28 protein-coding genes are annotated in these 24,861 nt (G+C 69.7%); 19 read left to right on the plus strand and 9 right to left on the minus strand.

Annotation, left to right across the window (positions count from 1 at the left end):
* Positions 1 to 77 precede the first annotated feature (77 nt).
* Positions 78 to 815 (plus strand): PIN domain-containing protein, encoded by a 738-nt coding sequence (locus tag KIS93_RS05180; protein ID WP_186403812.1) that lies wholly within the window; start codon positions 78 to 80, stop codon positions 813 to 815.
* Positions 816 to 1,028: 213 nt separating this feature from the next.
* Here the strand turns inward: KIS93_RS05180 and KIS93_RS63020 are convergent, their stop codons facing one another.
* Positions 1,029 to 1,565, minus strand: coding sequence for a hypothetical protein (locus KIS93_RS63020; RefSeq protein WP_222107258.1), 537 nt, complete (start codon positions 1,563 to 1,565; stop codon positions 1,029 to 1,031).
* Positions 1,566 to 1,593: 28 nt separating this feature from the next.
* Positions 1,594 to 1,893, minus strand: coding sequence for a hypothetical protein (locus tag KIS93_RS05190; RefSeq protein ID WP_186403813.1), 300 nt, complete (start codon positions 1,891 to 1,893; stop codon positions 1,594 to 1,596).
* A 28-nt stretch (positions 1,894 to 1,921) separates the two neighbouring features.
* Here KIS93_RS05190 and KIS93_RS05195 point away from each other — a divergent pair, with 28 nt between their 5' ends.
* Complete coding sequence (locus KIS93_RS05195) at positions 1,922 to 2,080, plus strand: hypothetical protein (RefSeq protein WP_186404012.1); 159 nt, start codon at positions 1,922 to 1,924, stop codon at positions 2,078 to 2,080.
* Between the two features lie 88 nt (positions 2,081 to 2,168).
* Entirely contained in the window at positions 2,169 to 2,600 is a 432-nt protein-coding gene (locus KIS93_RS05200; protein ID WP_222107259.1) for a general stress protein, read from the plus strand.
* 12 nt (positions 2,601 to 2,612) lie between these two features.
* On the opposite strand, the gene KIS93_RS05205 is transcribed toward KIS93_RS05200, so the two are convergent.
* Positions 2,613 to 3,704, minus strand: coding sequence for a serine hydrolase domain-containing protein (locus KIS93_RS05205; RefSeq protein ID WP_246005226.1), 1,092 nt, complete (start codon positions 3,702 to 3,704; stop codon positions 2,613 to 2,615).
* A gap of 145 nt (positions 3,705 to 3,849) precedes the next feature.
* On the minus strand, positions 3,850 to 4,032 hold the full coding sequence (locus KIS93_RS05210; protein WP_186403815.1) for a hypothetical protein: 183 nt from the start codon (positions 4,030 to 4,032) through the stop codon (positions 3,850 to 3,852).
* A 409-nt stretch (positions 4,033 to 4,441) separates the two neighbouring features.
* Here KIS93_RS05210 and KIS93_RS05215 point away from each other — a divergent pair, with 409 nt between their 5' ends.
* Positions 4,442 to 5,056 (plus strand): hypothetical protein, encoded by a 615-nt coding sequence (locus KIS93_RS05215; protein WP_186403816.1) that lies wholly within the window; start codon positions 4,442 to 4,444, stop codon positions 5,054 to 5,056.
* A gap of 326 nt (positions 5,057 to 5,382) precedes the next feature.
* On the opposite strand, the gene KIS93_RS05220 is transcribed toward KIS93_RS05215, so the two are convergent.
* The 3 genes from KIS93_RS05220 to KIS93_RS05230 form a co-directional block, all read right to left on the minus strand.
* Positions 5,383 to 5,949 carry a hypothetical protein gene (locus KIS93_RS05220; protein ID WP_186403817.1) on the minus strand — a complete coding sequence of 189 codons (567 nt, stop codon included), beginning with the start codon at positions 5,947 to 5,949 and terminating at the stop codon, positions 5,383 to 5,385.
* Positions 5,950 to 6,078: 129 nt separating this feature from the next.
* Positions 6,079 to 6,630, minus strand: coding sequence for a GNAT family N-acetyltransferase (locus KIS93_RS05225; RefSeq protein ID WP_186403818.1), 552 nt, complete (start codon positions 6,628 to 6,630; stop codon positions 6,079 to 6,081).
* 9 nt (positions 6,631 to 6,639) lie between these two features.
* Complete coding sequence (locus tag KIS93_RS05230) at positions 6,640 to 8,121, minus strand: NsdA family TPR-like regulatory protein (RefSeq protein ID WP_222107260.1); 1,482 nt, start codon at positions 8,119 to 8,121, stop codon at positions 6,640 to 6,642.
* Between the two features lie 273 nt (positions 8,122 to 8,394).
* Here KIS93_RS05230 and KIS93_RS05235 point away from each other — a divergent pair, with 273 nt between their 5' ends.
* From KIS93_RS05235 to KIS93_RS05260, 6 genes are all read left to right on the plus strand, one after another.
* Positions 8,395 to 9,237, plus strand: coding sequence for an SAM-dependent methyltransferase (locus tag KIS93_RS05235; RefSeq protein WP_186403819.1), 843 nt, complete (start codon positions 8,395 to 8,397; stop codon positions 9,235 to 9,237).
* Positions 9,234 to 9,548, plus strand: a complete 315-nt coding sequence (locus KIS93_RS05240; protein ID WP_186403820.1) for a Rieske (2Fe-2S) protein — start codon at positions 9,234 to 9,236, stop codon at positions 9,546 to 9,548. Before KIS93_RS05235 ends, KIS93_RS05240 begins: the two co-directional genes overlap by 4 nt.
* A 408-nt stretch (positions 9,549 to 9,956) precedes the next feature.
* A complete protein-coding gene (locus tag KIS93_RS05245) occupies positions 9,957 to 10,847 on the plus strand; it encodes a radical SAM protein (RefSeq protein WP_186403821.1) in 891 nt (296 codons plus the stop codon).
* A gap of 26 nt (positions 10,848 to 10,873) precedes the next feature.
* Positions 10,874 to 12,085: a methyltransferase domain-containing protein gene (locus KIS93_RS05250; protein ID WP_186403822.1), complete on the plus strand. Its 1,212-nt coding sequence runs from the start codon at positions 10,874 to 10,876 to the stop codon at positions 12,083 to 12,085.
* Between the two features lie 419 nt (positions 12,086 to 12,504).
* Entirely contained in the window at positions 12,505 to 13,467 is a 963-nt protein-coding gene (locus tag KIS93_RS05255) for a CPBP family glutamic-type intramembrane protease (protein ID WP_186403823.1), read from the plus strand.
* On the plus strand, positions 13,464 to 13,676 hold the full coding sequence (locus KIS93_RS05260; protein WP_186403824.1) for a hypothetical protein: 213 nt from the start codon (positions 13,464 to 13,466) through the stop codon (positions 13,674 to 13,676). The genes KIS93_RS05255 and KIS93_RS05260 overlap by 4 nt, the downstream gene beginning before the upstream one ends.
* 602 nt (positions 13,677 to 14,278) lie before the next feature.
* Here the strand turns inward: KIS93_RS05260 and KIS93_RS05265 are convergent.
* Both KIS93_RS05265 and KIS93_RS05270 read right to left on the minus strand, forming a co-directional pair.
* Positions 14,279 to 15,472, minus strand: a complete 1,194-nt coding sequence (locus KIS93_RS05265) for a hypothetical protein (protein ID WP_186403825.1) — start codon at positions 15,470 to 15,472, stop codon at positions 14,279 to 14,281.
* A complete protein-coding gene (locus tag KIS93_RS05270) occupies positions 15,465 to 16,049 on the minus strand; it encodes an RNA polymerase sigma factor (RefSeq protein ID WP_186403826.1) in 585 nt (194 codons plus the stop codon). Before KIS93_RS05270 ends, KIS93_RS05265 begins: the two co-directional genes overlap by 8 nt.
* Before the next feature lie 133 nt (positions 16,050 to 16,182).
* Here KIS93_RS05270 and KIS93_RS05275 point away from each other — a divergent pair, with 133 nt between their 5' ends.
* The 9 genes from KIS93_RS05275 to KIS93_RS05315 all read left to right on the plus strand — a co-directional run bounded on the left by KIS93_RS05275 (position 16,183) and on the right by KIS93_RS05315 (position 24,857).
* A complete protein-coding gene (locus KIS93_RS05275) occupies positions 16,183 to 16,692 on the plus strand; it encodes a hypothetical protein (RefSeq protein ID WP_186403827.1) in 510 nt (169 codons plus the stop codon).
* An 833-nt stretch (positions 16,693 to 17,525) separates the two neighbouring features.
* Entirely contained in the window at positions 17,526 to 17,987 is a 462-nt protein-coding gene (locus tag KIS93_RS05280; RefSeq protein WP_186403828.1) for a hypothetical protein, read from the plus strand.
* 145 nt (positions 17,988 to 18,132) lie between these two features.
* Positions 18,133 to 19,872: a ParB/RepB/Spo0J family partition protein gene (locus KIS93_RS05285; protein WP_186403829.1), complete on the plus strand. Its 1,740-nt coding sequence runs from the start codon at positions 18,133 to 18,135 to the stop codon at positions 19,870 to 19,872.
* A gap of 84 nt (positions 19,873 to 19,956) precedes the next feature.
* Complete coding sequence (locus KIS93_RS05290; protein ID WP_186403830.1) at positions 19,957 to 20,307, plus strand: hypothetical protein; 351 nt, start codon at positions 19,957 to 19,959, stop codon at positions 20,305 to 20,307.
* A gap of 255 nt (positions 20,308 to 20,562) precedes the next feature.
* Entirely contained in the window at positions 20,563 to 21,267 is a 705-nt protein-coding gene (locus KIS93_RS05295) for a hypothetical protein (RefSeq protein ID WP_186403831.1), read from the plus strand.
* A gap of 182 nt (positions 21,268 to 21,449) precedes the next feature.
* Complete coding sequence (locus tag KIS93_RS05300; RefSeq protein ID WP_246005195.1) at positions 21,450 to 22,592, plus strand: DUF932 domain-containing protein; 1,143 nt, start codon at positions 21,450 to 21,452, stop codon at positions 22,590 to 22,592.
* A 41-nt stretch (positions 22,593 to 22,633) separates the two neighbouring features.
* Positions 22,634 to 23,104: a hypothetical protein gene (locus KIS93_RS05305; RefSeq protein ID WP_186403832.1), complete on the plus strand. Its 471-nt coding sequence runs from the start codon at positions 22,634 to 22,636 to the stop codon at positions 23,102 to 23,104.
* A gap of 99 nt (positions 23,105 to 23,203) precedes the next feature.
* On the plus strand, positions 23,204 to 24,085 hold the full coding sequence (locus KIS93_RS05310) for a hypothetical protein (RefSeq protein WP_186403833.1): 882 nt from the start codon (positions 23,204 to 23,206) through the stop codon (positions 24,083 to 24,085).
* 85 nt (positions 24,086 to 24,170) lie between these two features.
* Entirely contained in the window at positions 24,171 to 24,857 is a 687-nt protein-coding gene (locus KIS93_RS05315; RefSeq protein ID WP_186403834.1) for a hypothetical protein, read from the plus strand.
* The last annotated feature ends 4 nt before the right edge of the window (positions 24,858 to 24,861 follow it).

Here is a 24,861-nt window from a genome sequence, read left to right on the forward strand (position 1 = left end):
CACGTGATCTGCCACCGTCCTGCCGTGCGTCGAAAAACGCCAGGCGGGAAGGTTGCCGAGCGTGACACGATCAACGGATGCTCATCACACCGCTGCCCGGCACCGAGTCGGACAACGTCTTGAAGGCCTTGGAGTCGGTGTACATGGCCGCCGTCAATGCGCGGGGCGCGGGCGGAAACGTGATGGAGCGCCACGACGGCTACCTCAAGTGGGTGGACGATGCCGTCTACGCGCTGCGCGGCCAGATCAGCGGCGCCGACATGGACCGGCTGATCCTGACCTGCCGCTACTGGATGCTCCAGCCACTCACCACGGACCATCTCGTGCAGGGCCCCCTCAACCGGGTCATCAGCACCGAACTGGACGAGAGAGTCATCGCCTTGGAGGCCGCCGTCAAGGCGCTGCGCGCGCAAATCGCCCGATGGTCTCGGCCCGGTGTGTTCGTCATCCCCGACACCTCGCTGTTCATCGAGCACCTCGAGCGGATGGACGCCATGGACCTGCGCGCTCTGCTCGGTATCCGAGAAGAGCCCGTACATCTGCTGCTGCCGATCGTCGTCATCGACGAGCTCGGCAACCTCAAGCAGTCCCGTGACAACCATCAGCGGCGGCGGGCCCGGCAGACGCTGCGCATCATCGACGACCGGCTCACCAACCCGCTGGAACCCGCCGAACTCCAAGCTGAGGACTACACCCCGCTTGACAACGGGGGTATCCCTCGCGGGCGGTCACCGCGGAGCTGGTGTTCGACCCGCCAGGCCATGTCCGGCTGCCGATCGCCGACGACGAGATCGTGGACTGCGCCCTGCGCGTGAAGGCATTGGCCGGGCGGCAGGGGACGATCGTCACCTACGACACGCGAATGTCCACCCGGGCCCGAGCCGCTGGTCCCCACGCCGTGAAGGTCCCCTACGACCCGACAAGAGATCCCCGCAACAACAGACAGACCGCGCCGTGAGGAGAGCCGCAGCCCCAGTCCATGGCCACCATGTTCCCAGCCCCAGCGGGCGGCCGGCTCGCCAGGGCGATCAGCCGTTCGTGATGTGAGGGCAGACTTCACGCTGCTGGTAGCCGCCGGGCACGCCGGCGCCGACGGCGGCCCAGAACGGCCGGGATTCGCGGAAGTGGCCGCCGAGCATGTGCCAAAACAGGCCCGGGTGCTCAGCGCGCAGCTGAGCGAGGGCTGCGCTGGCCAGCCCGCACCTTTGGTACTCCGGCATGGTGTGAGGGCGTTCGACCCAGCCGAGCCGACAGCGGCGGCAGAGGTGATAGTCGACCGCGAAGGCGTGCTCACGGCCCAGGACGGCGGCGCGGGTCCGCCATCCACCGCTCCGCTCGCCTGAGACCATGTCCTGCCACAGCGCGTCCCGAACAGCAGCAACCGGCCAGCCGCGGCGCCAGCCGGACAGCCACCACCTGATCCACTGAATGAGTACGCGCCACGGCTCCGTATCGGGATCCCGGCCCACCACATGGGCCTGCCCCGCCAGGCGCAGGGCCGCCTCGCGGGCGCCTTCCGCGAGGTCGTCCCGGGTGGAGCCCTTGGCGCTGTCAGGGAAGGTCATGTCTGCCTTCCGTCGGCCGACGGGAACTCTACGGGCAAGCCGAGGGACTGGCGCTCAACACGTCCATCAGGCACGCCGCCCACAACTGCTTGGCCTCCTCCACGTCGGCCTCCGTCTGATGGCGATGGTCGGACATCCTTCCCGAGGCGAGCAGTTCAGCCACGCGGCGCGCGCCGGCCGGTCCTGATCGCAGCGCTGACACAGATCGACGACGCCCCTGCCATAGCGTCACAGATCCATTGTCATCAACGCCAGCCCCCGGCAGCGCGAGCACGAGGGCATAGGCCCCTCGACGGGCATGGAACTTCACCGTATGATCGTCGGTCATTAACGGACAGTAACACCGCAATCGCCCGATGCGGGAGCATCGTCCTGCGGGACCGCTGGACACCTGGCCCGGCTGCTGGCCCCCGGCGTCAACATCCGTTGTGGGCGTACGGGTGCCGCTGCTCGAAACGGCCAAGCCGCGGACGATCGAGATCACCAAGGGCGACCTCAAGGCCATCGCGAACTGACACGGGAGCCGCTCACCTCGCAAGAAGAGGTGACCATGATGTTCGACACGGTCCCACGCTGCTGCTCCCGAGCCCGGAAGAGCGCCCGGTGATCGGCACCTACTTCACAGCCGAACCGGCCCGCGCGGCCGTCGGGTTCATGGTCGGCAACGGCTTCCCGGTGGAGCGGACCAGCATCGTGGGCCGTGACCTGCACCTGGAGGAGACCGTACTGAGCTGCGCCACCGCGCACGCCGCCAGGTCCGGGGCGCTCACCGGCGTCTGGTTCGGGCTGCTGTCCGGCCTGCTCGCCGCACCGCTCGCGCGCCCTTCCGGCTCGGCGCTCGGCTTCGCGTTCGGCGGACTGCTGTACGGGGTGCTGTTCGGCGTGGTGTTCGGGCTGATCAGCCTGACCACGCGCGGCGGCCACGGGCTTGTCTCCCGCCAGGCCGTCGTCGCCGACCGGTACGACATCGTCGCCGACATCGCGGTCGCCAACGACGCCCGCAATCTGCTGGCCAGGTACAACTGGCGCCACTAACGCCGGGTAATGCTAGGGGCAGAGGACGGCTTCGCCGGCTTTGACCATCTCGGGGATGATGGCGCTGTCCCCGGTGCTACGCGTGACGGACATCTCGAACTGCCGGCGGCCATCGGTCGAGAAGAGGATCAATGTGGTGTAGCCGAGCCCCGAACCGCCCTGCATCTTCAGATCGTCCTGACACTGGCCGCTGTCCTGTTGCCTGCTGCCGCCGCCGGTGAGGATCTTCCGCAGCGACGGCGGCAGCAGCTTGCCCTGGTCGAACGCCCGCTGGAAGGCGCTGACGTCATGCGTGGTCGACACGACGTTGCCGGCGCCGAAGCCCCAGCTCGCGTTGGAGTGGTGCATATCGCGCGGGGTGCCGGTGGAGTCGGGGTAGTAGCCGTGCCCGTGCGGCCCCTTGATGCCCTCCGGGGGCTTGGTGAGCGCGTAGGTCCGCGTCATGCCGAGCGGACGGAACAGCCGCCTGGCCAGCTCGTCCGCCAGGGTGCCGCCGGTCACCTTCTCAATGATCATGCCGAGGAGGGTGTAGTTGGTATTGGAGTAGGCGAACTTCTCACCCGGCTCGCCGGTACGCGGCAGCCCCCGCGTCATTGCGACGATGTCGATGGGCCGGTAATAGGTGGTGAAGTCGAAGACATCGAACGCCGGCTCGTCCGAGCCGTTCCTGGACCACCAGTCGGGGATGCCGGAGGTGTGCTGGATCAGTTGCTGGACGGTGATCTCGCCGGCTCGCTCCACTAGCCCACCGGCGGCCACCTCGGGCAGCAGATCGGCGAGTTTGTCGTCCAGGCCGAGCCTGCCCTGCTCGACGAGCTGCAGGAGTACGGTGGCCACCATCATCTTGGTCTGCGAGCCGATGGCGAAGCGGGAGCCGGCCGGGATCGTACCGCCCTTGCCGTTGAGCAGCCGCGACCCGGCGGTGCCGCTGCCGGCGGGCTTGCCGTCCACGTACGCGCCGCCGATCGCGCCCACGACGCCGGGCGTCCGGGCCAGGCTCTCCATGGCCTGCTGGACATCGCCGACGCCGGTGCCGCCGGCGGCCGTCGCGGGCGCGGCGGTGGCCAGGAGCAGGGCCGCCACGGTGACGGCGCCAAGGGACATGTGCTTCAAGACAGCAACTCCTTCGAGGGGATCTTCCGGTCAACCCGATCCACTGTCGACCGGCCATGTCTCCGCCTCGTCCGCCCCGCGTCATGGTCGCGTCATGGATCGCGGGTGGCCGCCCTCGGCCACGACGGGACCCCGGTCAGTTACGCGGGCGTTCGCCGAGGCCGTCGGCCCAGCCCAGGTCCCCGTAGGTAACCTGCAGTGACGGCCGCGCCTGTCCTCGCGGGCGGACCTCGTACGCCAGGAGCCTCGCGATGCCGTCCCGCACGATCAGGCGGAACTCGCCGGCGCCGTCACCGTTGTCCGCCGTGGTCAGCGACAAGGCGATCCCCCCGGCGGCCCAGCGGATCAGTGACCTGTCCCAGCGACGTGATCCCCGGCTGTTCGGCGAGCAGCCGGTACACGGCGGAGCGGGTGCCGGGACTGATCGGGCCTGCCGGCAGGTCCCGGGCCGCCCACCACAGCCTCAGCAGTCGCTGGACGGTGAACCGGTGGTTGCCGGTCAGGTGCTCGAACCGCAGGTCGTAGGCGTTGACCGACCGCCTCCGCAGGGTCGGCGCGGGCGAGCCCAGCTTCCACTTCCTCTTGTCCTCGGGGAGGCGAAGGTGATCCTCTGGTCCTGGACGGTGAGGGTCCAGGTGGGCGGCCCTTGCGGCCGGGCGGACGCAATCCGCAGGGCGCTGTCATCCTCCTGATCGCGTGATCGAGCCGTTTCTGTGAGAGGAGCGTGGGTGAGCCCTGACGAGCTGCTCGTCGTCTCGCCGGAGAAGGTCGCGGTACGGGCCGGGCTGACGCTGCCGTTGACGGAGGAGCAGCGTGAGACGGTCGCCGAGGCGATCGGCGACGCGTTCGGGGACGTCGCCGTCTACCTGGGTATGCCTCCGCTGCCGGTGACTTGGGTGCAGCGCGGCGCGCGGGGGGACGGCCGCGGTGAGTGGCGGCTGGCGTTCGATCCGGTGATCGAGGTGCTGTCCGTCGTGGCGGAGACGGGACCGGATGGTGAGCTCACCGGGCTCTACACGATCACCTACCGGGCCGGCCTGAACCCGCAGGAGAACCCGGTGTACGGCAAGGCGCTCACGCGGTACGTGCGCGCGGCTGCGGCGCCGGAGGTGCGGCGGATCGTTCAGCGGGACGCTCCGGACACGCGGTTGATCAAGGCGGCGAGCGTCGAGGGGCAGAGCGTGACGTTCGAGGATGCCGGCGGCGGCGCGGCCGGCTCGGGCGCGGCCGGTGCTCCCCCGTCGTTGGAGAGCTTGAAGCGGTGGAAGCGCCGCGGCGTCAACCAGCCGGCGGGGATCGCCCCGCATCCGCTGGAGATCACGTGGCGGTGGCCGTGGCCGTGATGCTGGCGAACACGCGGTTCGCGGCGCGGCGCGCGACCGTGACGGTGGATGCGCACGGCACCCGCTCGGCGTCCGGTTGGGCGCCGGCGGGCGCGGCGCGGCCGGGCCGGGTCGTGGCCGAGCCGGCGGAGGATGGCGAGCGTGATGGGCCGGGTTCGTGGGTGTTGGGCGTGGATCCTGCGGAGTGGCCTCTGCGCGCCCGTGATCTCGTCGTAGAGGCGTCCACGGGCCGGGAGTGGGTAGTGATCACGGCGGAGCGGCGGTCGCACGCTGTAGAGCCGTCTGTGGCCTGGCTGCGTGTGGAAGCGTCGCTCCGGCCTACGTGACTACCGCCGGCGGGCCATGACGAGCGATCCGGCGAGGCTGAGGAAGTGCGAGCCGGAGGAGCCGTTGGAGCCGAACTCGGCTTCCGCGATGAGAGGGAAGACGACTTCCACCGCGGCGGACACCCTGGAGCCGCGGACGCGTGCGGGCAGGGCGCGGGTCGCGGCGGCGATGATGCCGGGCACGATGACACTCTGGCACTCGCAGTTGATGCGCTGATGGATGGGAAGGCCGGGGTCGCGCGGCCGGTCGGCCAGATCCACGGCGCTGAGGGTGATCCACCTGCCAGGGCCGTCATCGCTCCGGCGGCGGTCGTCTCCGTCTTTCCGGAGGTACTCCATCTTCGGCAGCCGGTAAGGGATGGTCGCGGGGATCGTCTGCCCGTCAGCATGTCTATGGGAAGGACGAGCGTCGGCACCGTTGGTGGCCTGCCACCGCTTCGCGGCCGGCGCCCGGTCCTTCGCCTCCTCCGCGACCGCTTCGGTGATCCGCTCGACCTTGTCTCGGATGACGCCAGCGGCGAGACGCTTCGCCAGGCCGGGACTGATGCGGGCTCTCGTCCGTGCCATGAATGGCATGGTGCCTAGCGCCTCGACCTTATGTCTGCATCCCTCAGGCAAGACGCGGCCACGCCGGCAAGAGGGGTGAGGGAGGAGCAAACGGGTGGGGCGAACTCTCTTCCGGTTCTCATACTTCGATCAGGAACCCCACTCCGGCGCCAGGATCGAATGCACCACAGAGTCTCGCCACCGTCCGTCAGCGAGGCGCAGGTGACCGCGGATAACGCCTTCCTCCACCATGCCGGCCTTGGCCATAGTTCGCGCTGACGCCGCGTTTTCCGGGCTTCGCGCGCCCCATATCCGGTAGACGCCCAGTTGCTCGAACCCAAGCTGCAGCAGTAGGCGCACCACCTCGACGCCGAGTCCATGCCCCCACCGGTCAGCGCGAAGCGCGAACCCGATCTGAGCGCTGTTCTGCTGCGGGTGGCCGACTTCGACCGCGATCCGCGCGATGGCCACCAGTTCCTCATCAGGCAGCACCGCGGCGAGGGAGTAGTCCATCCGCGGCTCTGCCTGCGCGGACGATGCCACGCCAGCGATGATCGTCTCGACCTGTTCGCGGGTACGCGGCTCGAAACTCATGTGCTCGGTGACCCGGGGGTCGCCGTAAATGGCCAGCAGCGCGTCCACATCGCCGGGTGTGAACTCCCGCAACGTCAGAGTGGGAGAGGAGATCCTTACCGGGTGCATGGCCTGACCCTACTGGGCGGGCGGCAGCGCGCCCTGCGCAGGAACACCGGTGAAATACTCGATCTGCTGCTGAATGTCCGCAGCGAGCGGACCGCCCCGGAAAGCCGGGTCCAGCAGCGCCGCGTGAATGCGCCTCGTGCTCACGATGATCCCGCCGATGCGCTGTTCGACCGGGAGCGTCAGCACGTCGGCTAGCGCCTCGGCGGCGCCGTCGAGGTCGCGGAGATGCACCCGGGCCAGCGCCAGATCGGCCCGTGCGCCGGCTTCGTCGCTGAACGACTGCTCGCCCTCGTCGGCTTCCTCGTACGCGGTGATCGCCTCGCTGGCGGCTGCCGCGGCTTGGCGTTCCATACCAGGCAGCCACACCATGGCGTCGGCACCGTAGTACAGCTGACGCTGCGGGGTGAACGTCATAATGCCGCCGAAGTGGTCCAGGTCGTCGGGTTCGACCTGCTCGCGCGCCTGGACGGCCTGCGCGATGGCTTCGCGTACCCGATCTGCGTGGCCAAGCACACCCCACACACGGGCGGTCTGGGACGGCAGCCAGACTGCGGCGGTGCTGTGGGTGCGGGCGGCGTACTCCGCCCCGGCTTCGGCGAACCGGGCCGCCTGGTGGGGGCTCCCGGACCAGTAAGCGATCATCGACTGCAGCACCCGGAGCCAGGTCCGTAGCCCGTCGTGGCCGGCGTTCTCGGCACACACGATCGCGGCGCGAGCGTGCGTCATGGCCGCGTGCGGGTTGCCCAAGTCGTGGCTGGCCTTGGCCAACATCCCAGAGACGATCCCGCTCAGCAGGAACAGGTCAGCCGTCTCCGCTGGCCGCTGACGTCCCTCCAACAGGCGGAACACCACGTCCTGCAACTCGGCGAGGCTGCCCATCAGGTGCGCCAGCGGCGTCACCGGGTACAGCCGGGCAACGTGGGTCACCTCATCGCGGAGTTGCTCCAGCATCTCCGGGCCCACGTTGCTGCCCTCCACGGCCGCAGCGAATTTCAGCGCTCTTCGAGCAATCATGTCTATCTCCTCTTGCAGGCTGCCGGGGACCGGCGGTCGGACGTGAACGGTGGGAACGACAGCGGTGCCGCTGCCGAAAGCGGGTGAGTCTGCGAACCCCGGGTTGCAGCGGATCAGCACCTCGCGCTCGTGAGACGCCAGCCGATCCAGCGAGTTGGGGTCGAGGAGACTGAGCGGTGTCGTGCCGTAGACGCTGGCCAGGGTGATGAGGTGGGTGGCCAGCGGGGGTTTGGAGCCTAGCGCCGGGAACATCTCCAGTCTCGACAGCAGCGCCTGATCCATGAAGGCCGAAGGCGACTGATCTCGGTACTGCTCGACGACTTCGGGCTGTGAGAGCCCCAGTGCCATCCGATACGCAGGCAGTGGCGAAAGGCCGAACTGGACACGGAGCTCCACCGCGATCTCGGCGGTGGAGCGGTTTTGATTTCGCATCTGATTGCGTAGGCGATTCACCCTGCGCCTGATGTCGTTGACCATGGCCAGGCTCCCCGTATGAGGCTTTGACAGCAGGGTGCGGTTGGGGCGACCTCTTCGGCAACCGGACAAATCGGGGCCCGATCAATCGGCGTACATAGAACGGCCATCACGCGGCGAGAAATCGCAGGTCAAAGCGTCGCTGCCGTACATAGAAAATATGTCGCCACGCCGGGTGACCGGAAGACAGCGGGAAGCGTTAACTGACTCCACGCTCAACACCCGGTAAGTGGGAGCGCGTCTCGGCTCCCCCTGAAAGATGACGATCGAGGTCCAATGACCCGCGAACCGCCCCCACCCGACAGCGTCGCCGCCATCTACAACTACGGGCTCGGGGGGAAAGACAACAGGCAGCTCGACCGGGACATCTTCGACAGGCTCACGGAGATCGATCCGGGGCTACCCGAGTCGGTGCTCGCCCAGCGCGAAGCCGTGCACCGCGGCGCCCGCCTGGTGGCCGAGCTCGGCGTCCGCCAGTTCATCGACCTGGGCAGCGGCCTGCCGGCCGCGGACGGCAGGAACATCTACGACACCGCGGCGGAGGTCCACCCGGAAGATGCCCGCGTCGCCTACGTGGACGTGGCAGCGGTGCCCGCCGCACACGGGCGCGCGATGCTGGGCCGGATCCCGCCCACGCTCATGGTGCAGGCCGACGTCCGCGAATGCCGCAAGGTGCTCAAGGAGGCGTTCGAGCTGCTCGACCCGGACGAGCCCACGGGCGTGATCGCCACCGCGCTGGTGCATTTCTGGCGGTCCCAGCCGCATGCGATCTGGGTGCTGCGCTCCTACCTGCGGGCGTTCCGCGCCGGCGGCTACCTGATCTTCTCGCACGGCCTGGCCGACATGGACCCGGACGTGCGCGAGGCCATGGTGAAGGAGTACAGCCACAGCGGCGCCAACATGTACCCGCGCACCAGGGACGACATCGCCAGCTTCCTGGACGGGCTGGTCCTGCTCCGGCCCGGTCTGATCGAGGCGTCCACGTGGCGGCCCGAACCCGACGTACCGGCGCGCCTGGTCGGGGAGGCGAAGTTCTTGTTCGCCGTGGCCGGGTTCGGCCCGTACGGACGCACGTGTCCCGCCGACCAGCAGCACGTCCCCGCAGGGAGGCTGGCATGAGCGCCGCGATCTTCGCCGCTTTCGACATGGAGATCGACGACGGCACCGGCAGGATACTGGCGGCCGAGCTGGAGCACGAGTACGCGGGCATGGCGGTCGTGCTGTGGGAGGTCGCCGGCAGGCACTTCACCGCCTTCTGGCGTGGCCACGTCCCAGTCCCCGTCTACGTCAAGGCCAGAACCCCGCAGGAGCTGCGCGCGGCAGTCGCCGCCCGCTTGTACGACCTGCGGCTGGAGGCGGAGGCGGAGCGTCTGCCCCGCCTCCGTGGCGGCAGCTTCCCCGTGCCCCAGCCAGGCAGGGGCATGGGATGACCAGACGTGGCGTGGCCCACGGACGCAGCGCTCACCCCCCTCGCTTGCTGCGTCGGCCACGCCCGGGGCGGACGGCCCGGTGTCGATGTCCCCGCCGTCCACCACCCCACGGCGCAGGCCGGGCAGCCGACCCTGCCGCCCTGCATCGGCGTCCGGCCTGCGCCCCGCAACCGCATCCCACCCGGAGGTGTTGCCATGCCCGATGAACTGATGCAGCGCTCAACCGCCCGCCCCGCCTGGCCTCCACCCCGTGGGCGGCCGTCCGCGAACCGCACCAGGACGGCCACATGAACTACATCTTCCTGTCCCTCTTCGACTGCCTCTTCCCCTACCCCAGGCAGCGAAGACGCGCCATCCGGGACACGACGCCCACCCCCCTCCGAACCGATCCCACGACCGGAGCACGAGATGGCCTCTCTGAAACCCTCACCCCCGCCTGCGCCTGACTCCTACCGCCTCTTGTGGCTCGAACTCACCGGCTTCTGCCAGCTCCAATGCCCTCACTGCTACGCCAAATCGGGGCCGAAGGGGTCACACGGCGCCATGGAGCTCACCGACTGGCTCGCCGTCATCGCCCAGGCCGCCAAGATCGGCGTCCGGATGGTGCAGTTCATCGGTGGCGAGCCCACCCTGCACCCGCACTTCACCAACCTCACCCTCCAGGCGCTCAACGCCGGCCTTCAGGTCGAGGTCTACAGCAACCTGGCCTACATCCCGGACAAGACCTGGAAGGTGCTCTGCCACCCGGGCGTGCAGCTTGCCACGAGCTTCTACAGCGACGACCCGGCCCAGCACACGCTCATCACCGGCGGCAGGGCGACCTGGCACCACACCGTCCGCAACATCGAGCAGGCCCTGGCCTACGACATCCCGCTGCGCGCCGGCATGGTCCGCGTCCTGGAAGACCAGCGGCTGGACGAGGGCCGCCAGTTCCTGCTCGGCCTCGGCGTCAAGACGATCCGCGCGGACTCGATGCGGATGCTCGGCCGGCCCGCCGGCGACAGCACGCCCGACATCACGCAGTTGTGCGGGAACTGCGGCAAGCGGAGCGCCGCGGTGCTCCCCAATGGCAACGTGGTCCCATGCCCGCTGGCGCGGTGGATGCACGGCCTCGACGTCCGTGCCGCCGGCCTGCCGGCCGCGTTGGAGGCGATGCGCCCCCACCGCGAACTCATCGCCGCCACCATCGCGCCCATCACCATGTGCGGCCCGGACAACGACGGCCAGTGCGGGCCGTGCGAGCCGTCCTGCACCCCCGGCTGCGACCCGGGCGTGGGCGACGGCAACGGCGACGGCTGACAGCGGAACCGACCGAGGGGAGCAGCATGAACTGGCAAGACGTGAAGATCGACTACCACGTCACCGAGCTGTCGGCCTACCTGGCGAGGCAAGGAGTCATCAGGGAAAACGACTGGAACAGCCGCGCCTGGCGGACCGGCCTGCGTCACGTGCGCCGCCACAAGTTCGTGCCCGACCAGGCGTACGCGAACGCGATCCAGCCGGGCGAAGCGTCCAGGCCGATCGACCTCAAAGCCAACCCCGCAGACTGGTGGCGGGCCGTCTACACCGACTGCGCCATCATCACCCAGCGGGAGGACGGCCTGTCCCCGGTCAGCGACCCGATCGGCGACCCCACCTGCTCGCTGTCGGCGCCCAGCATCGCCATGACCTTCCTGGGCGAGCTCGACGTGCAGGACCACCACCGTGTCCTGGACATCGGCACCGGCACCGGATGGACCGCCGCCATGCTGGCCTGGCGGCTCCGCAACGAGCAGGTGGTCACCGTCGAGGTGGACGAGACGCTGGCCAACGTCGCGGCGGCGAACCTAACCCAGGCGCACTTCTCACCCGAGTTGCTCGTCGGCGACGGCGCCGCTGGAGCGCCAGGGTTCGGCCCCTTCGACCGGATCCACGTCACCTGCGGGGTCCGGGACATCCCGTACGCGTGGATCGAGCAGACCCGGCCCGGCGGCATCATCGTCATGCCGTACATGCCGGCCCCGACCGCGTTGCAGGGCGGGCAGCGGCTGCTGCTGACCGTGCTGGAGGACGGGACCGCCCGCGGCCGTTTCACCGGCCGCGCCAGCTACATGATGATGCGCTCCCAGCAGCGCCCGCCGACGCCCACGCAGGTGCTGGAGGAAGGCCGCCACAGCACCACCGACTTCCACCCGCGCAACCTGCACGATCTGACCGGGCCCCGCTACGAGGGCGCCCTGCTCATGCTGGCCTCCGCGATGCCCACCGTCATGATGGAAACGCAGCAGGTGCGCCGCGACGACGACACCTGGGGGTACGCGGTGCGGCTCTACGACCTGGAGGGCCCCTCGTGGGCGCTGTGCGAGAGCACCCCCACCCAGACCGAAGCGGACGTCGTCCAGTTCGGAGACCGGAACCTGTGGGAGGAGCTGGAGACCGTCTACTTCTCGTGGGTACGGCACGGCCAGCCCGGCAGGGACCGGTTCGGGATGATGGTCACCCCGGACAGCCAGTACGTGTGGCTCGACACCCCGACCGCCGCTCTCCTGCGGATCTGACTCTGCGCGGCCGGTGAGGTGGCAGCCATCGGCCGCGCCTCCGCTGTGGGCCCTTCCCCCGTGAGGGCTCGCAGCGCCCCCGGCCCCCGGCTCAGGCCGCCGGTCCGGGGCGGCCGGCCGTGGGACTGGTCCGGTTCCAGCCGTCCCACGGCCGGCCCAGCATGGCATGCGGCCCGATCAGCAAGGACCTGCAATGATTCCCCCTCCCGCTCCTGACGGCGGCTTCTACGGTTCGTCCGGTACGGCGAACGCTGAGCTGCGCCCCTGCTGGAAGCGGTTGGGCGCAGGATCGCGCCGGTATTGGGATGTGGCCGTCACGCTCGCATGCGCATGCGTCAGGCCGCTCACCCGCCCCGGGCGAGGCCGGATCGCACCTGATCACGCACAGTGTCAGGTCCAGCAGAATTGAAAGGAGTTCCATGCGTGATCCACGCTTACCGGCCAGCCGATCGGTGCCGGGCGCGTTGACGGCGGCGGTGGTGATCTTCGTCGCGCTGGCTTATCCCGCGCCGCTGATCACCTGGTGGAACGCCGCCGGTTTCACGGTGCCAGCGATCAGCGCCGCGCTGACGCTGTATTACGTCATACAGGTCTGCATCCTGGCCCTGTTTCTCGTGGGCCGGTGCCTGCCGCGTTCGGCGTTCCTGGTCAAGGCCGCCATCATGGCGGCCAGTGTGGCCGTCACCCTCGCGGCCATCAGCGCCCCGAGCCTGCTCACCTACGGCTCGTTCTACGCGGCCAGCACGGTGATGTGCCTGCTCCTGGCCGTGCAGCAGCTCGGCCGGGCGCCGCTGTGGCCGCCCCGCGCCCGGGACGTGCCGCTGACGCTGGCGTCTTTCCCGCTCATCCTGCTCAGCGTCCTGACGGTATCGGCGCTCGCGACCGTGCTGGGTATCCCCCTGACCGGCGAGCCGAGCGCGCACTCCTCGGCCACCGGCCTGCTGGGCACGGTCGCACACATCGACACCGGCGCCGAATGGCTGATCCGCTCCGCGTGGACCGGCGTCGGCGAGGAGACCGGAGCTGCCCTGCTGGTGACCGGCCTGACCCGCCGCGGCGTCCGGCTCCCCGCGGTGTGCCTGATGGCCGCCGCGGTGCGCGTCACCTATCACGCCCAGTTCTCGCTGGCCGCCGTAGGGCTCGGCATCCTGGCCGTGGGCATGGTGCTCCTCTGGCGCCGCTATGAACGGCTGCTGCCCCTGATCGCCGCGCACACGCTGTGGGACGCGCTCGCGCAGGAACACCCGCAGTCCCTGCTGGCCGCATCCGGCGCCGGCCTGGCGATCGTGATAGGGGCGTGCGGCCGGCTAGCCGTCCGGCGGCTGCGGCGCAAACACGGCAGGCCCGACCCCGCCGCGGCGCCGGGCACGGTGACGCCATGATCCGGCCTGGCAGCGACCGCATCGTCCGCGTCGCCTTCGCGCTGCTGGCTCTGGTGTGGTGGTGCCCGATCCGGCCCCCCGACGACCGCCTGACCCCCACGCTCCTGAGCAGGCGACTGATGCGCGCAGCCGCATCCACCCTCATCATGTTCCTGCTCCGCACCGCCTTGATGGAGACGGAGCGGCCACCAGCCCAGCCGGCGGCGTAGAAACGGGTGGCGTCTCACGGCCTCGCCGGCCACGTACTCGATCATGGTGGGGCAACCGTTCAAAGCGGCGCAGCGACCACGGTGCGGCACCAACCTCAGCGGTGCCGCTGCCACGCCCGGTGCCGGACGGCCACTGCCGTCCTGCACCGCTAAGGGCACAGGCCGGGATATCTCCTGACCTGCGCCCTTTCGCGTTGTTGGCCACCCCGCCACCGTCGCCGGCAGAAGCTGCGGTTCGAGCCAAGTGGCAGGCTTGCCGCATCTAGAGTCCGGAGGCTTGGGGTACCTGCGGCTGATTGAGCGCGCCGCCGCCCACGATCGAGTCGCCGTCCAGCACCGAGCAGAAAGTGATATCGGGCGTACACAGCGCGTCGAGGCCGAGGGGCGTGCTTGCTCTCCAGTGGCGTGCTGAACCTCTTCTGCTGGACGCGCTCATCGAAGGACTCGACGGTCTGCGTCCCAGACAGGTCCAATCCATGACGATCTTCGTCTCGTTCCTTCGGCTGCGACTTGCGATGGCTGGACGCCAGGTAAGCCTATGGCCGCTAGCGACCGTCCCCACTGGTCCGGCTGGCCGGGACAGGACGGAGAATTGCGCTGGATCAGTTGGGCGGGGGTGTGTTGGTCCACTCGGCGACTTCGAAGGCCTGGTAGGAGGCCAGATCGCCGGGGCGGCTGAAACGGTCGGGCATGTTCTTGGCCTCCAGGACCCTGGGCCTGCCGTCGTCCCCTGAGCCGATCTCGCGCCTGCCGCGTGGCGGGCTGGCTACCCGGTCGACGATAGCCAGCAGAATGCCGGTGTCCGGGTTGACGATCAACTGGCGGTGGTACTTGCCGAGCTGCTGGGGGGCGGTGAACAAGCCGAGCGGGACGGTGGTCTCCAGCGGCAGGGAGATCACGGATCCGGTGCGGCCCAGCGGATCGGTTGCGCGTCCGGCGGCCTGGACGCCGGGCTGCGCGGCGAGCACCCGCCATGCCGCCGCGCGGACGGCGGGCGGCGCCGGCGCTTTGGAAAGCAGGATGGTGACGACGTCGCTCAGCGCGCGGACACGTTCTTGCCCGCGCAACGCGCGGATCGGCTCGACTTCGGCCTTCGACGAGTAGGCGCGCCAGTTGCCCTCAAGTCCCAGGAGGACGTTCTCCAGCGCCTTCGGGTCCGTAGGCAGGTCTGCGATTTGCGTCGAGGTCAGGCCGTGGAAGCTGTCACCGGTCGGCATCCACCAGCCCTGCGCGCTTTGGTTCCGTGCCGACATGTCGAGTTTAAGTACTCGCCCGAGTCCGATCGGGTCCGGGATGGGCACCCACTCCGGGGATCCCGCCGCCTGCCATTTCTTTCGGTCCTGTGCGGTGAGCGGAACGTCGGCGAAATCGACGAACATCTGCACACCCATGCCGTTTCGGTCTGTGTACGCCTCGTTCCCCTGGCGTGAATCGACCTTGTAGTGGTTGGCCACTGTCGGCCCGACTGCATTGATCTCGCCCATGATGGTCTTGGTGTGCCAATACTTGCCGAACGGCGCCTTCTCCGCGTTCGTGGCAGCCACCAGCAGGACATTGCCCTGCGGAACCACGGCGGTGGAACGTCCACTGACCACGTCCGACTGGACGTAGACGACGAGGGCCCCAGCAGCGAGCGTTGCCGCCGCGAACATCAGCGGAATCTTGAAGCCGCGGCGCGACGGCGGCAGAGCGGTCTTGGCGGCCGCCTGCCAGTCGATGCGCTGCGCGAGCCGCTCCGGGTGCTCCTCCTGAGCCAGGACCGTACGCATGCGACGCAGGGCGTCGAGTTCATTCATCGCTCATCTCCAGGGGAAGGGCCTTACGGAGCTTCTTGCGGGCTCGGTGGATCTTGGCCTTGACGGTGCCGAGCGGCAGGTCGAGCACCGTCGCGATCTCGGTGTACGACAGTTCGCCCCAGGCAAGCATCAGCACGGCGTTGCGCTCCTGCGTGCCCAGCGAGGCCAGCGCCCTGGCCAGTTGGGGACCGAGCACCGCAGCTTCCGCTCGGTCTCCGGCACGCTCGGCGACACCGTCCTCGGCGGGGTCGACACCGGTCCGGGCGAAGGCCCGGTACATGCGGGTCTCATGCCGGTGGTGCTTGGCAATCAGGTTGCTGGCGATGCCCCACAACCAGGCGGAGAAGTCGGCGCGTCCGTCGTACCTCTCCCGCTGTCGGAACGCGATCGCGAACGTCTCCGACACCAGATCGTCGGCGAGGACGGACCCGAGGCGGCGTCTGATGTAGGCATGCAGGCGAGAGGCGTGGCGGCTGAACAGCTCGCCGAACTTCTCAGGATCGCGTAAGGACGCGGCGACGATCTGCGCATCTTCCAGATCGTCCAGGCCGTCCCCGGCATGACTCACCATCGCCATGGGCGTCTATTCGGCAATGCAGGCTCCGTGACTCAGGGGTGCTGACACCACCTCTATCCCGAAGTCCGCCTACCGGTTGCGTCCAGGTTTCAGGCGCAGGTCGCGGGCCGGGTGCGCGGCGGCGTCAAGGTAGGTGAAGCAGCATGTCCCGAGAGATGAGCGGATCAACGCCACAGAGGAGCAGCGCCACGTCAGAGCCTTCAGCACACTCGCCTCCCTGCCCAACCACTACCTCGTGCCCCCGGCCCAAGAGGTCGCCATCCACCAAGCCACGGCCAAGATCCCCGGCGAGGCCCTGATCCAAGACTCGGTCGACGTCGAGGGACAGCCTGTGCTGGCCATTGCACGCGCCGAAGACGGCTCGCTGCGACAGGAAAGCTGTTCGATCCGGCCACATACGCCTATCGTGGCGGACGCGTCGTCGCGGTGGCGGACCACTCGGAATCCACAAACGACGCCAAGGCCTTCATTTGAAGGGGGAGCAATCCTCTCCCTATCGGTCCGCGTCGGCGCAGGGATCACCGACCACCAGGAGGTGGCGCAGACCGAACTTGTGACGGCATGGTCGAACCAGCAGAGCCTCACGCGAGAGCCGAACTACACCACTCCGCGCATGACCAGACCGCAGGGCACGAAGGGATGAGTGAGAGCTCTCTGCCAGTGCTGCAGGGGCCCGTACCGCCGCCAGCCGAGATGTCACGGGAGGAGCTGTCAGGGATCTCGTTGGTCGGCCCTCACTGGGGCATGTCCCTGACGCCGGTCTGCCGCCCCCGGTCCGGAGAGGCCGGCGTGATCTCACGTTGGCCGTCGAGCGGCCCGGTCGTATGGCCGTACCTCACCGGAACCGAGAGGGTCACAACCCCAACCGATCAGGGCTGCGAGGTCAAGGGTGCCGTAACGAGGTCGTACCTCGTTCGGGAGATGAGGTTGTACGCGGACATGGCGTGCCAACATCGGGCCCCGATGCCGCAGGGGCGCCCACGGCAACGGCAACGGCAGAGGGCTCCGAGCACCGGCTCTGACACCGAGAGCTCCTCGGCGGCACCATCTCTTTGTCCTTGACGTAGTTGCCCGGAGTCGGTAGATCTCCGGCGGCTGCGCGATGGATGTCAGGGCCGCTGCAGTGTCGTCCCAGTGCGAGCAGAAGTACGGGCTGCCTCTCACCGGCCCTTGCGTTGATCAGGTGCCGTCTGCGGTGGGGCTCCCCGTCCCGGTCGTGCCGATCATGCGCCCCCGTCCCCGGCTCCGGCAATCCGGGTTCTCGCCCGAATGAGAGCTTGGGCGGCGAGTGTGGGGGGTTGAAGATCTTTTGCTGGCGCAAAACATCTTCAACCCCCCACACCGCCCGGATTGCCGGAGCCGGTCCCGGCGTCGCTGGCTCGGCTCGCCGGGACGGGGAGCCCCACACGCGCAGGCGCCCCGCCGGTCCAGACGCAGGTGATGCGGCACTGCGCCGCACCAGGCCAAGGAGCGCACATGGACGACATGCAGATCAGCTTCACCGGACGCATCGCATACGACCCGAAGTTCTGGCCGGCCGGTGACGACAAGCCGCCCATGTGGTCGGCCCTGATCGAGGTGGCCGGCCCGCCGACGCAGGGCCGGAACGGCACCTACGTGCCGACCCGCCGGATCGAGGTGATCGCGTACGGGCTGGACGCCATCCGCGCCAGCGAGTCCTACCACGTCGGCCACGTGATCACCGTCCAGGGCCGCGATCTGATCGCCCGCGCCTACGAGAGCAAGGATCGCCACAACAGGCCGATCGTCCGCGGCGTCGTCCAGGTGGTCGCCAAGACCTTGGCCATGTCCACCCGCTACGACCCGGTGCGCCAGCAGGTCGGCACCTGGCCGCCGGCATCCTCACCCCGCCTGGCCCAGGGCGCGGCGACTCCCGCCACCGAGGAAGACCCGGCGCAGTCCGTTCCCGCCGGCTGACGTCCCGCCACGCGAGCGGCCTCTGCTCCTCTGGGGGCCGCTCGTCCGCATGCCCTGACCTGAACGAGTGCCGTGGGGAATCTCGCACCTCATGAGGCCACTCCACGTTCACCTTTGTCCACCCTGCTGAAGGGAGTTTCGTCTCGTGTCGACGGTTCCACTGCATTTGCCGGATATCGCCCAGCCGGACAACCTGCACTTGCTGCGCATCCCGCTGAAGTACCTGACGCACTTCCCGGACAACGTCCGCGAGGACTTCGGCATCACGCCTGCCTTCTGCAAGTCGCTGCTCGCCAAGCAGCAGGTCGTCCTCACCGCGATCCCCATCCCGGACGACTACGACCGCCAGGAAGGAGAGGAGGAGTTCCTCTTCTGGGTGATCAAGGGTAACCGCCGCCTGGAGGGAGGACGCAAGCTCCAGCTGGAGACGATGCTGTGCCTGGTCGATCTCACCATGGTGGGGGACCGGGCGGGCCTGTTCATCGACCAGCTCGTCGAGAACGACGGTGACTTCCGCGTTTCGCTGTCGGCCTTCGAACAGGCACAGGCCCTCTTCCAGGCGCATCAGGCAGGCGCCAGCCGGACCGAGCTGCGCCAGCGCACCGGCCGTACCAGACAGCAGATCACGGCCGGCATCAAGGCCGGGAAGATCAGCGAGCAGACCAGGCGCGCCGCACAGGCCATGGATCACGCCTGGACGCTGGACGATGTCGCGCTGCTGGCGGAGTTCGACGGCGACGAGCGGGCGCTGGCGAAGATCCAGCAGCGCATCGACTGGGGGCACCCCGTCGCCTACGCCGTCGAATCCGTTCGTGACGAGCTGGCAGAGCAAGCCGCCCAGAACCGGCTCGTCGCCGAGCTGGAGCAGGCCGGCGTCCGCGTCACCGAATCCCGGCCGCCGGACGCGCTGCTGCTGGACAGCCTGGCCCGCCTCGTCGACGGCTTCGACCCCGACCCGGCCCGGCACGCCTCCTGCGCGGGGCATGGCGCGTTCTTCTACAGCTACAACAAGACCCAGCCGGAGTACTACTGCACCACCCCCGCCGAACACGGCTACACGCCGCGAGAGTCCACGACCCCTACGGCGGCGGCCTCCGCACCCAGCGGGTCTGCCGAGCCTCGCGGAGACGAGCCGGCCCGGAAGACCGTGATCGAGGGGCGCGCCGCCTGGCCGCGCGCGGGCACCCTCCGGCAGCAGTGGCTGGCGGAGTTCTTCCAGCGCAAGAACGCCCCCAAGCCGGTGCTGCCCTTCGTCACCCGGATGCTGCTGGACATGCCCGGCCCCGTCCGCGACTTCCTGACTGCGGCGCACCGCAGCCCGCTGTATGCGCAGTTCGGCGGCCCGGCAGACCTCGACCAGGCGCTGCGCGGAGCCTCGACCGGGCAGCAGGCCATGATGATGCTGCGGCTCATCGCGGTGGCGTTCGAACACCAGATGACCAAGGCCGGCCAGGACTGCAAGAACACCTGGCGGCCGGACAAGTACAGCCCCTGTTCGCGGGCCGATGCCGCGTTGTGGCTGCGGTTCCTGGTCGACACGCTGGGGCCGGAGCTCGGCACGCGGACGCTGCAGCCCTACCAGCCGGCCCCGATCGAGCGGGCACTGATCGACGGCACCCCGTACCGGGGTGATGTCCCAGCCGACCAGACCGACATCGCGGGGGAGGAGCTTACCGAACCCGCACCGGAGCCGGACGAGGCCGCAATCATCGAGCACGGCAGCGCCCCGGTCGAGGCGAGCGAGCCCGCGCCGTCGACCGATGACGAGCCGATCCTCCCACACGATCCCGCTCCTGCCAGCTCTGCCCGCCAGGACCTGGCCGAGGTGACCTCTCTCACCGAGACGGCCGTTCCCGGCGACCTCGGCGACGCACAGGCGGCCTGACCCATCCCGCAAGCTCCGGTCTGGCCCTGGGCGCTGCGGACCAGGACCAGACCGGCCCTATTCCCCGGAAAGAGCCGCACCACCATGACCGACACCGCACCCCGGTACTTCTTCCAGATCAAGGAGTCGGCCCAAGACTTCACCCACGCCGGTTGCCGGACCTGCACCCGCGGCGACAGCGCCTGTCGGGCCACCTGGACCATCCACCTGTTTCAACCCTGCAGCGGCGAATGCGGGTGCGTGATGCTCCTCGACCACGCCGACGCCGTGCACGACAGCAGCCGCGGCGGCGACTGGACGGGACGCTACGACACCATCGACCAGATCGGAGATCCGGCACTGCGCCAGCACGCCCAAGCCCTGCTGGCCGCTGCCCACCTCGCACCACCACCGGGCCGGCCGCGACGACGCGATGGCCGGTACCGATCCGGCTGACCACGGCCCAGACCGGGCTGATCATCCCGGACATCACCGTCCGCCGTCGCGACGGCCGAGCCCGCTTCAGCACAACGACCCGCGCCGTGCGAACACGGCACCTCTGGTGATAGGGCGCCACCCCGACGACCTCGAGGCCGCCCGCATCATGCTGCTCGGCCCGGCCTGGCGGGCCGCCCGCCACCTCCTAAATTCCCGCCCCGCGTCCCGGCCATGACCGGCGGCGCCCTTTTGTCATGCCCACAAAGGAGTTCGATGTCCAGCACGTACACCCGTCATCTACCGCTGTCCATCGGCGGTGAACTCGCCCTGCGGTCCGACCCCGGCCCGCACCCGTGGAACGTCCACCGCGCCTGCGTGGCCGGATACCGCGCCGGTTTCGCCGTAGCTATCTGCGAAGGCGACAGCCTCGACAGGGACAAGGAGCGCGCCCGCGCCCACGCCCGGATCGCCGCCGAAGTCTCCGCGGTCGCCGCCGCCCACACCGCCAACGCCGCCGCCGGCCTCTACGCGGGCCGATCCGCCCTCGAAACCAGCGTCGCCGACGAGGGCCTGCCCTTCCCCTCGCAGATGACCCGCATCGTCACCTCGCTCCTCACCGCCGTGATCACCGACTGGACGATCGACCTGTGCTGGACGGGGGAGAGCGTCAACGCCTTCGCCCTGACCGCCGACCTCGCCCTGCACGCGCTGATCCACTCCAGCCCGCACCAGCGGACCCGGCCCCCGCACGCGATCGGTCCCGTGCGGCGCCGGCAGGTGTGGCGCGAACCGCCCGGCCCCGGCCACCACGACGAGCGCATCCTCGACATCCGCCGGCTCCTGCTGTGCTCCGACAGCCTCACTCTGCCGCTCGGCACGGATGGCCTGTCCCGGCTCCTGCGCCGCGACACCCGGCCGCCACGACCTGCGCGCAGCTCATCGACGCCGCCACGCAGGCCGGCGCGCTGGACAACCTGACCGCCGCCGTCATCGACCTGCCGACCCTCGACACCCTTGACCTCGCGCAAGCACTGGTTCACCGGCATCCGCTCGCGCCCGCCCCGACCCGCGAGCCGGACGCGCTCGAACGGCCGCCCTTTCCACTGCTGCGCGCCGCCTGACCACCATCCGCGATCCATCCGAGAATAGGAGGACCCTTCGTGACGATCGCCGCACCCTTCCCGCCCCTGGCCCTGCGCAACGCCACCCTGGACGACCTGGTCGACGTGCTGCGCGCCCAGCACGCCCGAAAGATCGACGTCATCGTGCCGGCCGAGCGGCTGCGCGCCGTCGGCACGCACCTCGAGCTGGTCGGCACCGAGCCGCTGGTCACTGAGGACGGCGTCACCGCCACCGCCGGCCGCTACCTGCCCACCGCGCACTGCGACCAGGACATCGCCACCAAACTCGGCATCCCCGCGCAGTATCTGCGCCGCACCCGTGAGGAGCAGCCCCGCCTGTACGAGGCCAACATCAACGGCTGGCTGCAGGCCGACCCGCACCGCCGCTTCCTGTTCCGCGCGCTGGCCGGCAACGGCCGCACCGGCGTCGGCCGGGCCCTGCTGTCCAACAGCTACAAGATCGTCGACAACCTGGACGTGCTCATGGCCGCCCTGGCCGGCATCACCGACAGCGGCGTCGCCGTCCAGATCGACGGCGCCGACCTCACCGAACGCCGCATGTTCCTGCGGGTGGCCTGCGAGCAGATCCACGCGTACGCCCCCGACCTGGTCACCGGCTACCGCAGCCCCTTCTCCGGCGCGGACGCAGCCGCTCACCCGGTCGTGTTCGCCGGCTTCCTGCTGGCCAACAGCGAGACCGGCGACGGCGCCTTCACCATCACCCCCCGCCTGACGCTGCAGGTGTGCCGCAACGGTATGACCATCAACCGGGACGTGCTGCGCGAGGTGCACCTGGGCGGGCGCATGGACGACGGGGTCGTGCGCTGGAGCCCCGACACCCTGGCCAAGAGCATGGCGCTGATCACCGCCCGGGCCCGCGACGCCGTGCGCACCTTCCTCGACGTCGACTACGTCCGCGCCAAGATCGCCGAGCTGAGCCGCCAGGCCTGCGTCGACGTCGCCGAGCCCGACCAGACGATCGCCTTCGTCGCCACCAAGCTGTCCTTCACCAAGGACCAGCAGCAGCTCATTCTGCAGCACTTCATCAAGGGCGGCGCGCTGACCGCCGGCGGCGTCATGCACGCCGTCACCAGCGCCGCCCAGGTCCTCGACGACGCCGAGAAAGCCTTCGAGCTGGAAAGCCGCGCCGTCCAGGCCATGCACCTGGCCGCCACCCTGTAGCGGCCACCGCCACCCGATCGAGAAGAAAGGTCGCCCCTGTCATGCCCATCCAGATCGTCCCGTTCCGCGGCATCGCGCTCGCCTGGCACGCATTCGACCACGTCACCGCCCCGGACTGCACCACCTGGGACCAGACCACGTGGAGATCACACGAACGCTGCGGCACCGTGTGCTGCTACGGCAGCCACCTGGCGCTCGCCGCCGGCGGCCGCTGGCTGGTCCGCATCGACGCCGAACGCCAGGAGTGGATCGACACCCAGCCCGTCACCGCAACCGACGCCGCCCACCTGAACGGCTCCATCGAGCAGTACCTGATCGCCGAGGCCGGCGACCCCGCGCACCTGCTGGAGACGGCCCGCGGCAGGAAGGTCATCCACGTCCGCTTCCGCGCAGCGCACTTGATCGGCCTCGACCCTGAAGAGCCCCACGAATACGGCGGCCTGTTCGATCCCCGCCTGAGTGCGGCCGCCCTGGCCGACCTGCTCGAACGACGAATCGGCCCACGCCCCTGACCCCGCACACCCACACGCGGCAGCACCCGACCCGACCGGGCCCGCCCGGGCTCGGGCGGACGCTGCCGCGCCACCGCCATCCCGCGAAGGGAGGCCCCTATGATCACCATCCACGTGTCAGCAGACCGGGGCATCATCGTCACCGGAACCAACCGCGACCAGCACAACCTGCTCGGCAGCCGCCGCCACGGCGGTCTCGGCCTGCGCTGGTCCGACCGCATCGAACACCACGGCCGGCACGGCGCCTGGTACGAGCCGCGCTCCCGCAACCGGCGCCCCCGCGACCACCGCGCCCGCGTCACGGAGATCGCCACAGCCCTCCAGGCCGCTGGCCTGCCGACCACCATCGACGAACACACCAGCGCGCCCACCCGCCCCAGCCGGCACGCCGACCGGCAACCGTACTGGATCAGCCGAGCCCGAGCCGCCGAACACCTCCGGCAGCACCATCGTGACCCCCGCGCCACCCTGCGCCGCCTCGACCGGCTACGCGAACGGCTGCGCCGCATCCAACGCGAGCTCACCGGCCAAGCCCACCCCCGGCTCGTCGAACGCGACGGCCACATCGTCCTCAACGACGAGGGTGCGCCGCTGCTGCGGTGGCAGCCCGCCACCGGCGACTACCGCGACCGCCTGCTCACCGAACAGGCCCGGCTGTCGGCGAGGATCGCCTACTGGGACGACATCGTCGCCCAAGCCGCCGCCGACGGCGTCAAGATCTGGCGCCCGGCCGACTTCACCGTCGGCGACTTCGCCCTCTACCTCGGCACCTGGTACGAGGTGCTGCGCGTCAACGCCAAGAGCCTGACCATCCCCACCGGCCCCCTCGAGGTCGGCCGCCGGCTCCTGCGCCGCAGCGAGAACGTCGATCGCTTCGGCCACCCCTCCCACGCCACCCGACGCCTTGCGTACGCCGAGATCCAAGGCCGGATGAGCAGCGCCGAAGCCGCCACCCGGTTCCCACCCGAACCAGCCGGCTGACCCGGCCCTCTTGAGCCAGGGCCGGCGCTTCCTTTCCCCGAAGCGCCGGCCCTGCCCCGCCCGCCCCGGAAAGGAAGGTGCCTCCGTGACCGAGACCCGAACGGCGCAGACACCCGCCGACGTCGGCGCCGTCACCCTGCCTGTCATGCTGTCCGCCGCCCCCTACGGTGACCTGCGCGTCCTGGCCAAGCCCAACCCCGCCACCGGCGTCCTGCGCTGCCTGATCCACCACACGTCGGCCACTGGCGTCTTCACCCTGGAACCCGACTTCGACCGCGACAACCCCGACCCCGCCACCACCCGGCTCCGGATCCACTACGGCGACGAACTCCCCAACGGCGCCCACACCGGCACCTACCGCCCGCACCGCCCCGTGATCGACGGCACCCTTCGGCTGGTCGACTCCACCACCCTCGACGCCCGCTCGCCCCGCCACCTCCGCACCCGCATCTACCACCGCGACGCCACCAGCGGCCACCGCAGAGCCCGCGTCCCCACCCCTGTCGCCCGGCGCGTCACCGCCATCCTCGCCTCCCTGGCCACCTCCTGGCTACGGCGCCCCGATGTGGACCAGCTTCGCCGCGCCGCCGCCCGCACCCTCCTGCAACGCACCGGCCTGCACCGCAAGCACGCCACCATCGCCGAGCTCGAAGCCCTCATCGCCGACCGGCAACGCGAGCTGGCCACCCAGCGCGCCCAACTCGCCCGCATGACCGCCCTCCTGGCCGACGACACCCCTGCCACCGGCCTGCCGAACCAGACCGCCGCCTGAACAC

Source organism: [Actinomadura] parvosata subsp. kistnae (assembly GCF_900323885.1).
Lineage (GTDB): Bacteria > Actinomycetota > Actinomycetes > Streptosporangiales > Streptosporangiaceae > Nonomuraea > Nonomuraea composti.

Excerpts from the sequence above, each read along its gene's own strand:
- KIS93_RS05295 (WP_186403831.1), top strand. The coding sequence starts at position 20,563 with ATGTCCAGCACGTACACCCGTCATCTACCGCTGTCCATCGGCGGTGAA.
- KIS93_RS05225 (WP_186403818.1), bottom strand. The coding sequence starts at position 6,630 with ATGCACCCGGTAAGGATCTCCTCTCCCACTCTGACGTTGCGGGAGTTC.
- KIS93_RS05195 (WP_186404012.1), top strand. The coding sequence starts at position 1,922 with ATGCGGGAGCATCGTCCTGCGGGACCGCTGGACACCTGGCCCGGCTGC.
- KIS93_RS05310 (WP_186403833.1), top strand. The coding sequence starts at position 23,204 with ATGATCACCATCCACGTGTCAGCAGACCGGGGCATCATCGTCACCGGA.
- KIS93_RS05205 (WP_246005226.1), bottom strand. The coding sequence starts at position 3,704 with ATGTCCCTTGGCGCCGTCACCGTGGCGGCCCTGCTCCTGGCCACCGCC.
- KIS93_RS05180 (WP_186403812.1), top strand. The coding sequence starts at position 78 with ATGCTCATCACACCGCTGCCCGGCACCGAGTCGGACAACGTCTTGAAG.
- KIS93_RS05245 (WP_186403821.1), top strand. The coding sequence starts at position 9,957 with ATGGCCTCTCTGAAACCCTCACCCCCGCCTGCGCCTGACTCCTACCGC.
- KIS93_RS05220 (WP_186403817.1), bottom strand. The coding sequence starts at position 5,949 with ATGGCACGGACGAGAGCCCGCATCAGTCCCGGCCTGGCGAAGCGTCTC.
- KIS93_RS05280 (WP_186403828.1), top strand. The coding sequence starts at position 17,526 with ATGGACGACATGCAGATCAGCTTCACCGGACGCATCGCATACGACCCG.
- KIS93_RS05230 (WP_222107260.1), bottom strand. The coding sequence starts at position 8,121 with ATGGTCAACGACATCAGGCGCAGGGTGAATCGCCTACGCAATCAGATG.
- KIS93_RS05235 (WP_186403819.1), top strand. The coding sequence starts at position 8,395 with ATGACCCGCGAACCGCCCCCACCCGACAGCGTCGCCGCCATCTACAAC.
- KIS93_RS05240 (WP_186403820.1), top strand. The coding sequence starts at position 9,234 with ATGAGCGCCGCGATCTTCGCCGCTTTCGACATGGAGATCGACGACGGC.
- KIS93_RS63020 (WP_222107258.1), bottom strand. The coding sequence starts at position 1,565 with ATGACCTTCCCTGACAGCGCCAAGGGCTCCACCCGGGACGACCTCGCG.
- KIS93_RS05250 (WP_186403822.1), top strand. The coding sequence starts at position 10,874 with ATGAACTGGCAAGACGTGAAGATCGACTACCACGTCACCGAGCTGTCG.
- KIS93_RS05190 (WP_186403813.1), bottom strand. The coding sequence starts at position 1,893 with ATGACCGACGATCATACGGTGAAGTTCCATGCCCGTCGAGGGGCCTAT.
- KIS93_RS05290 (WP_186403830.1), top strand. The coding sequence starts at position 19,957 with ATGACCGACACCGCACCCCGGTACTTCTTCCAGATCAAGGAGTCGGCC.
- KIS93_RS05270 (WP_186403826.1), bottom strand. The coding sequence starts at position 16,049 with ATGGCGATGGTGAGTCATGCCGGGGACGGCCTGGACGATCTGGAAGAT.
- KIS93_RS05265 (WP_186403825.1), bottom strand. The coding sequence starts at position 15,472 with ATGAATGAACTCGACGCCCTGCGTCGCATGCGTACGGTCCTGGCTCAG.
- KIS93_RS05260 (WP_186403824.1), top strand. The coding sequence starts at position 13,464 with ATGATCCGGCCTGGCAGCGACCGCATCGTCCGCGTCGCCTTCGCGCTG.
- KIS93_RS05305 (WP_186403832.1), top strand. The coding sequence starts at position 22,634 with ATGCCCATCCAGATCGTCCCGTTCCGCGGCATCGCGCTCGCCTGGCAC.
- KIS93_RS05255 (WP_186403823.1), top strand. The coding sequence starts at position 12,505 with ATGCGTGATCCACGCTTACCGGCCAGCCGATCGGTGCCGGGCGCGTTG.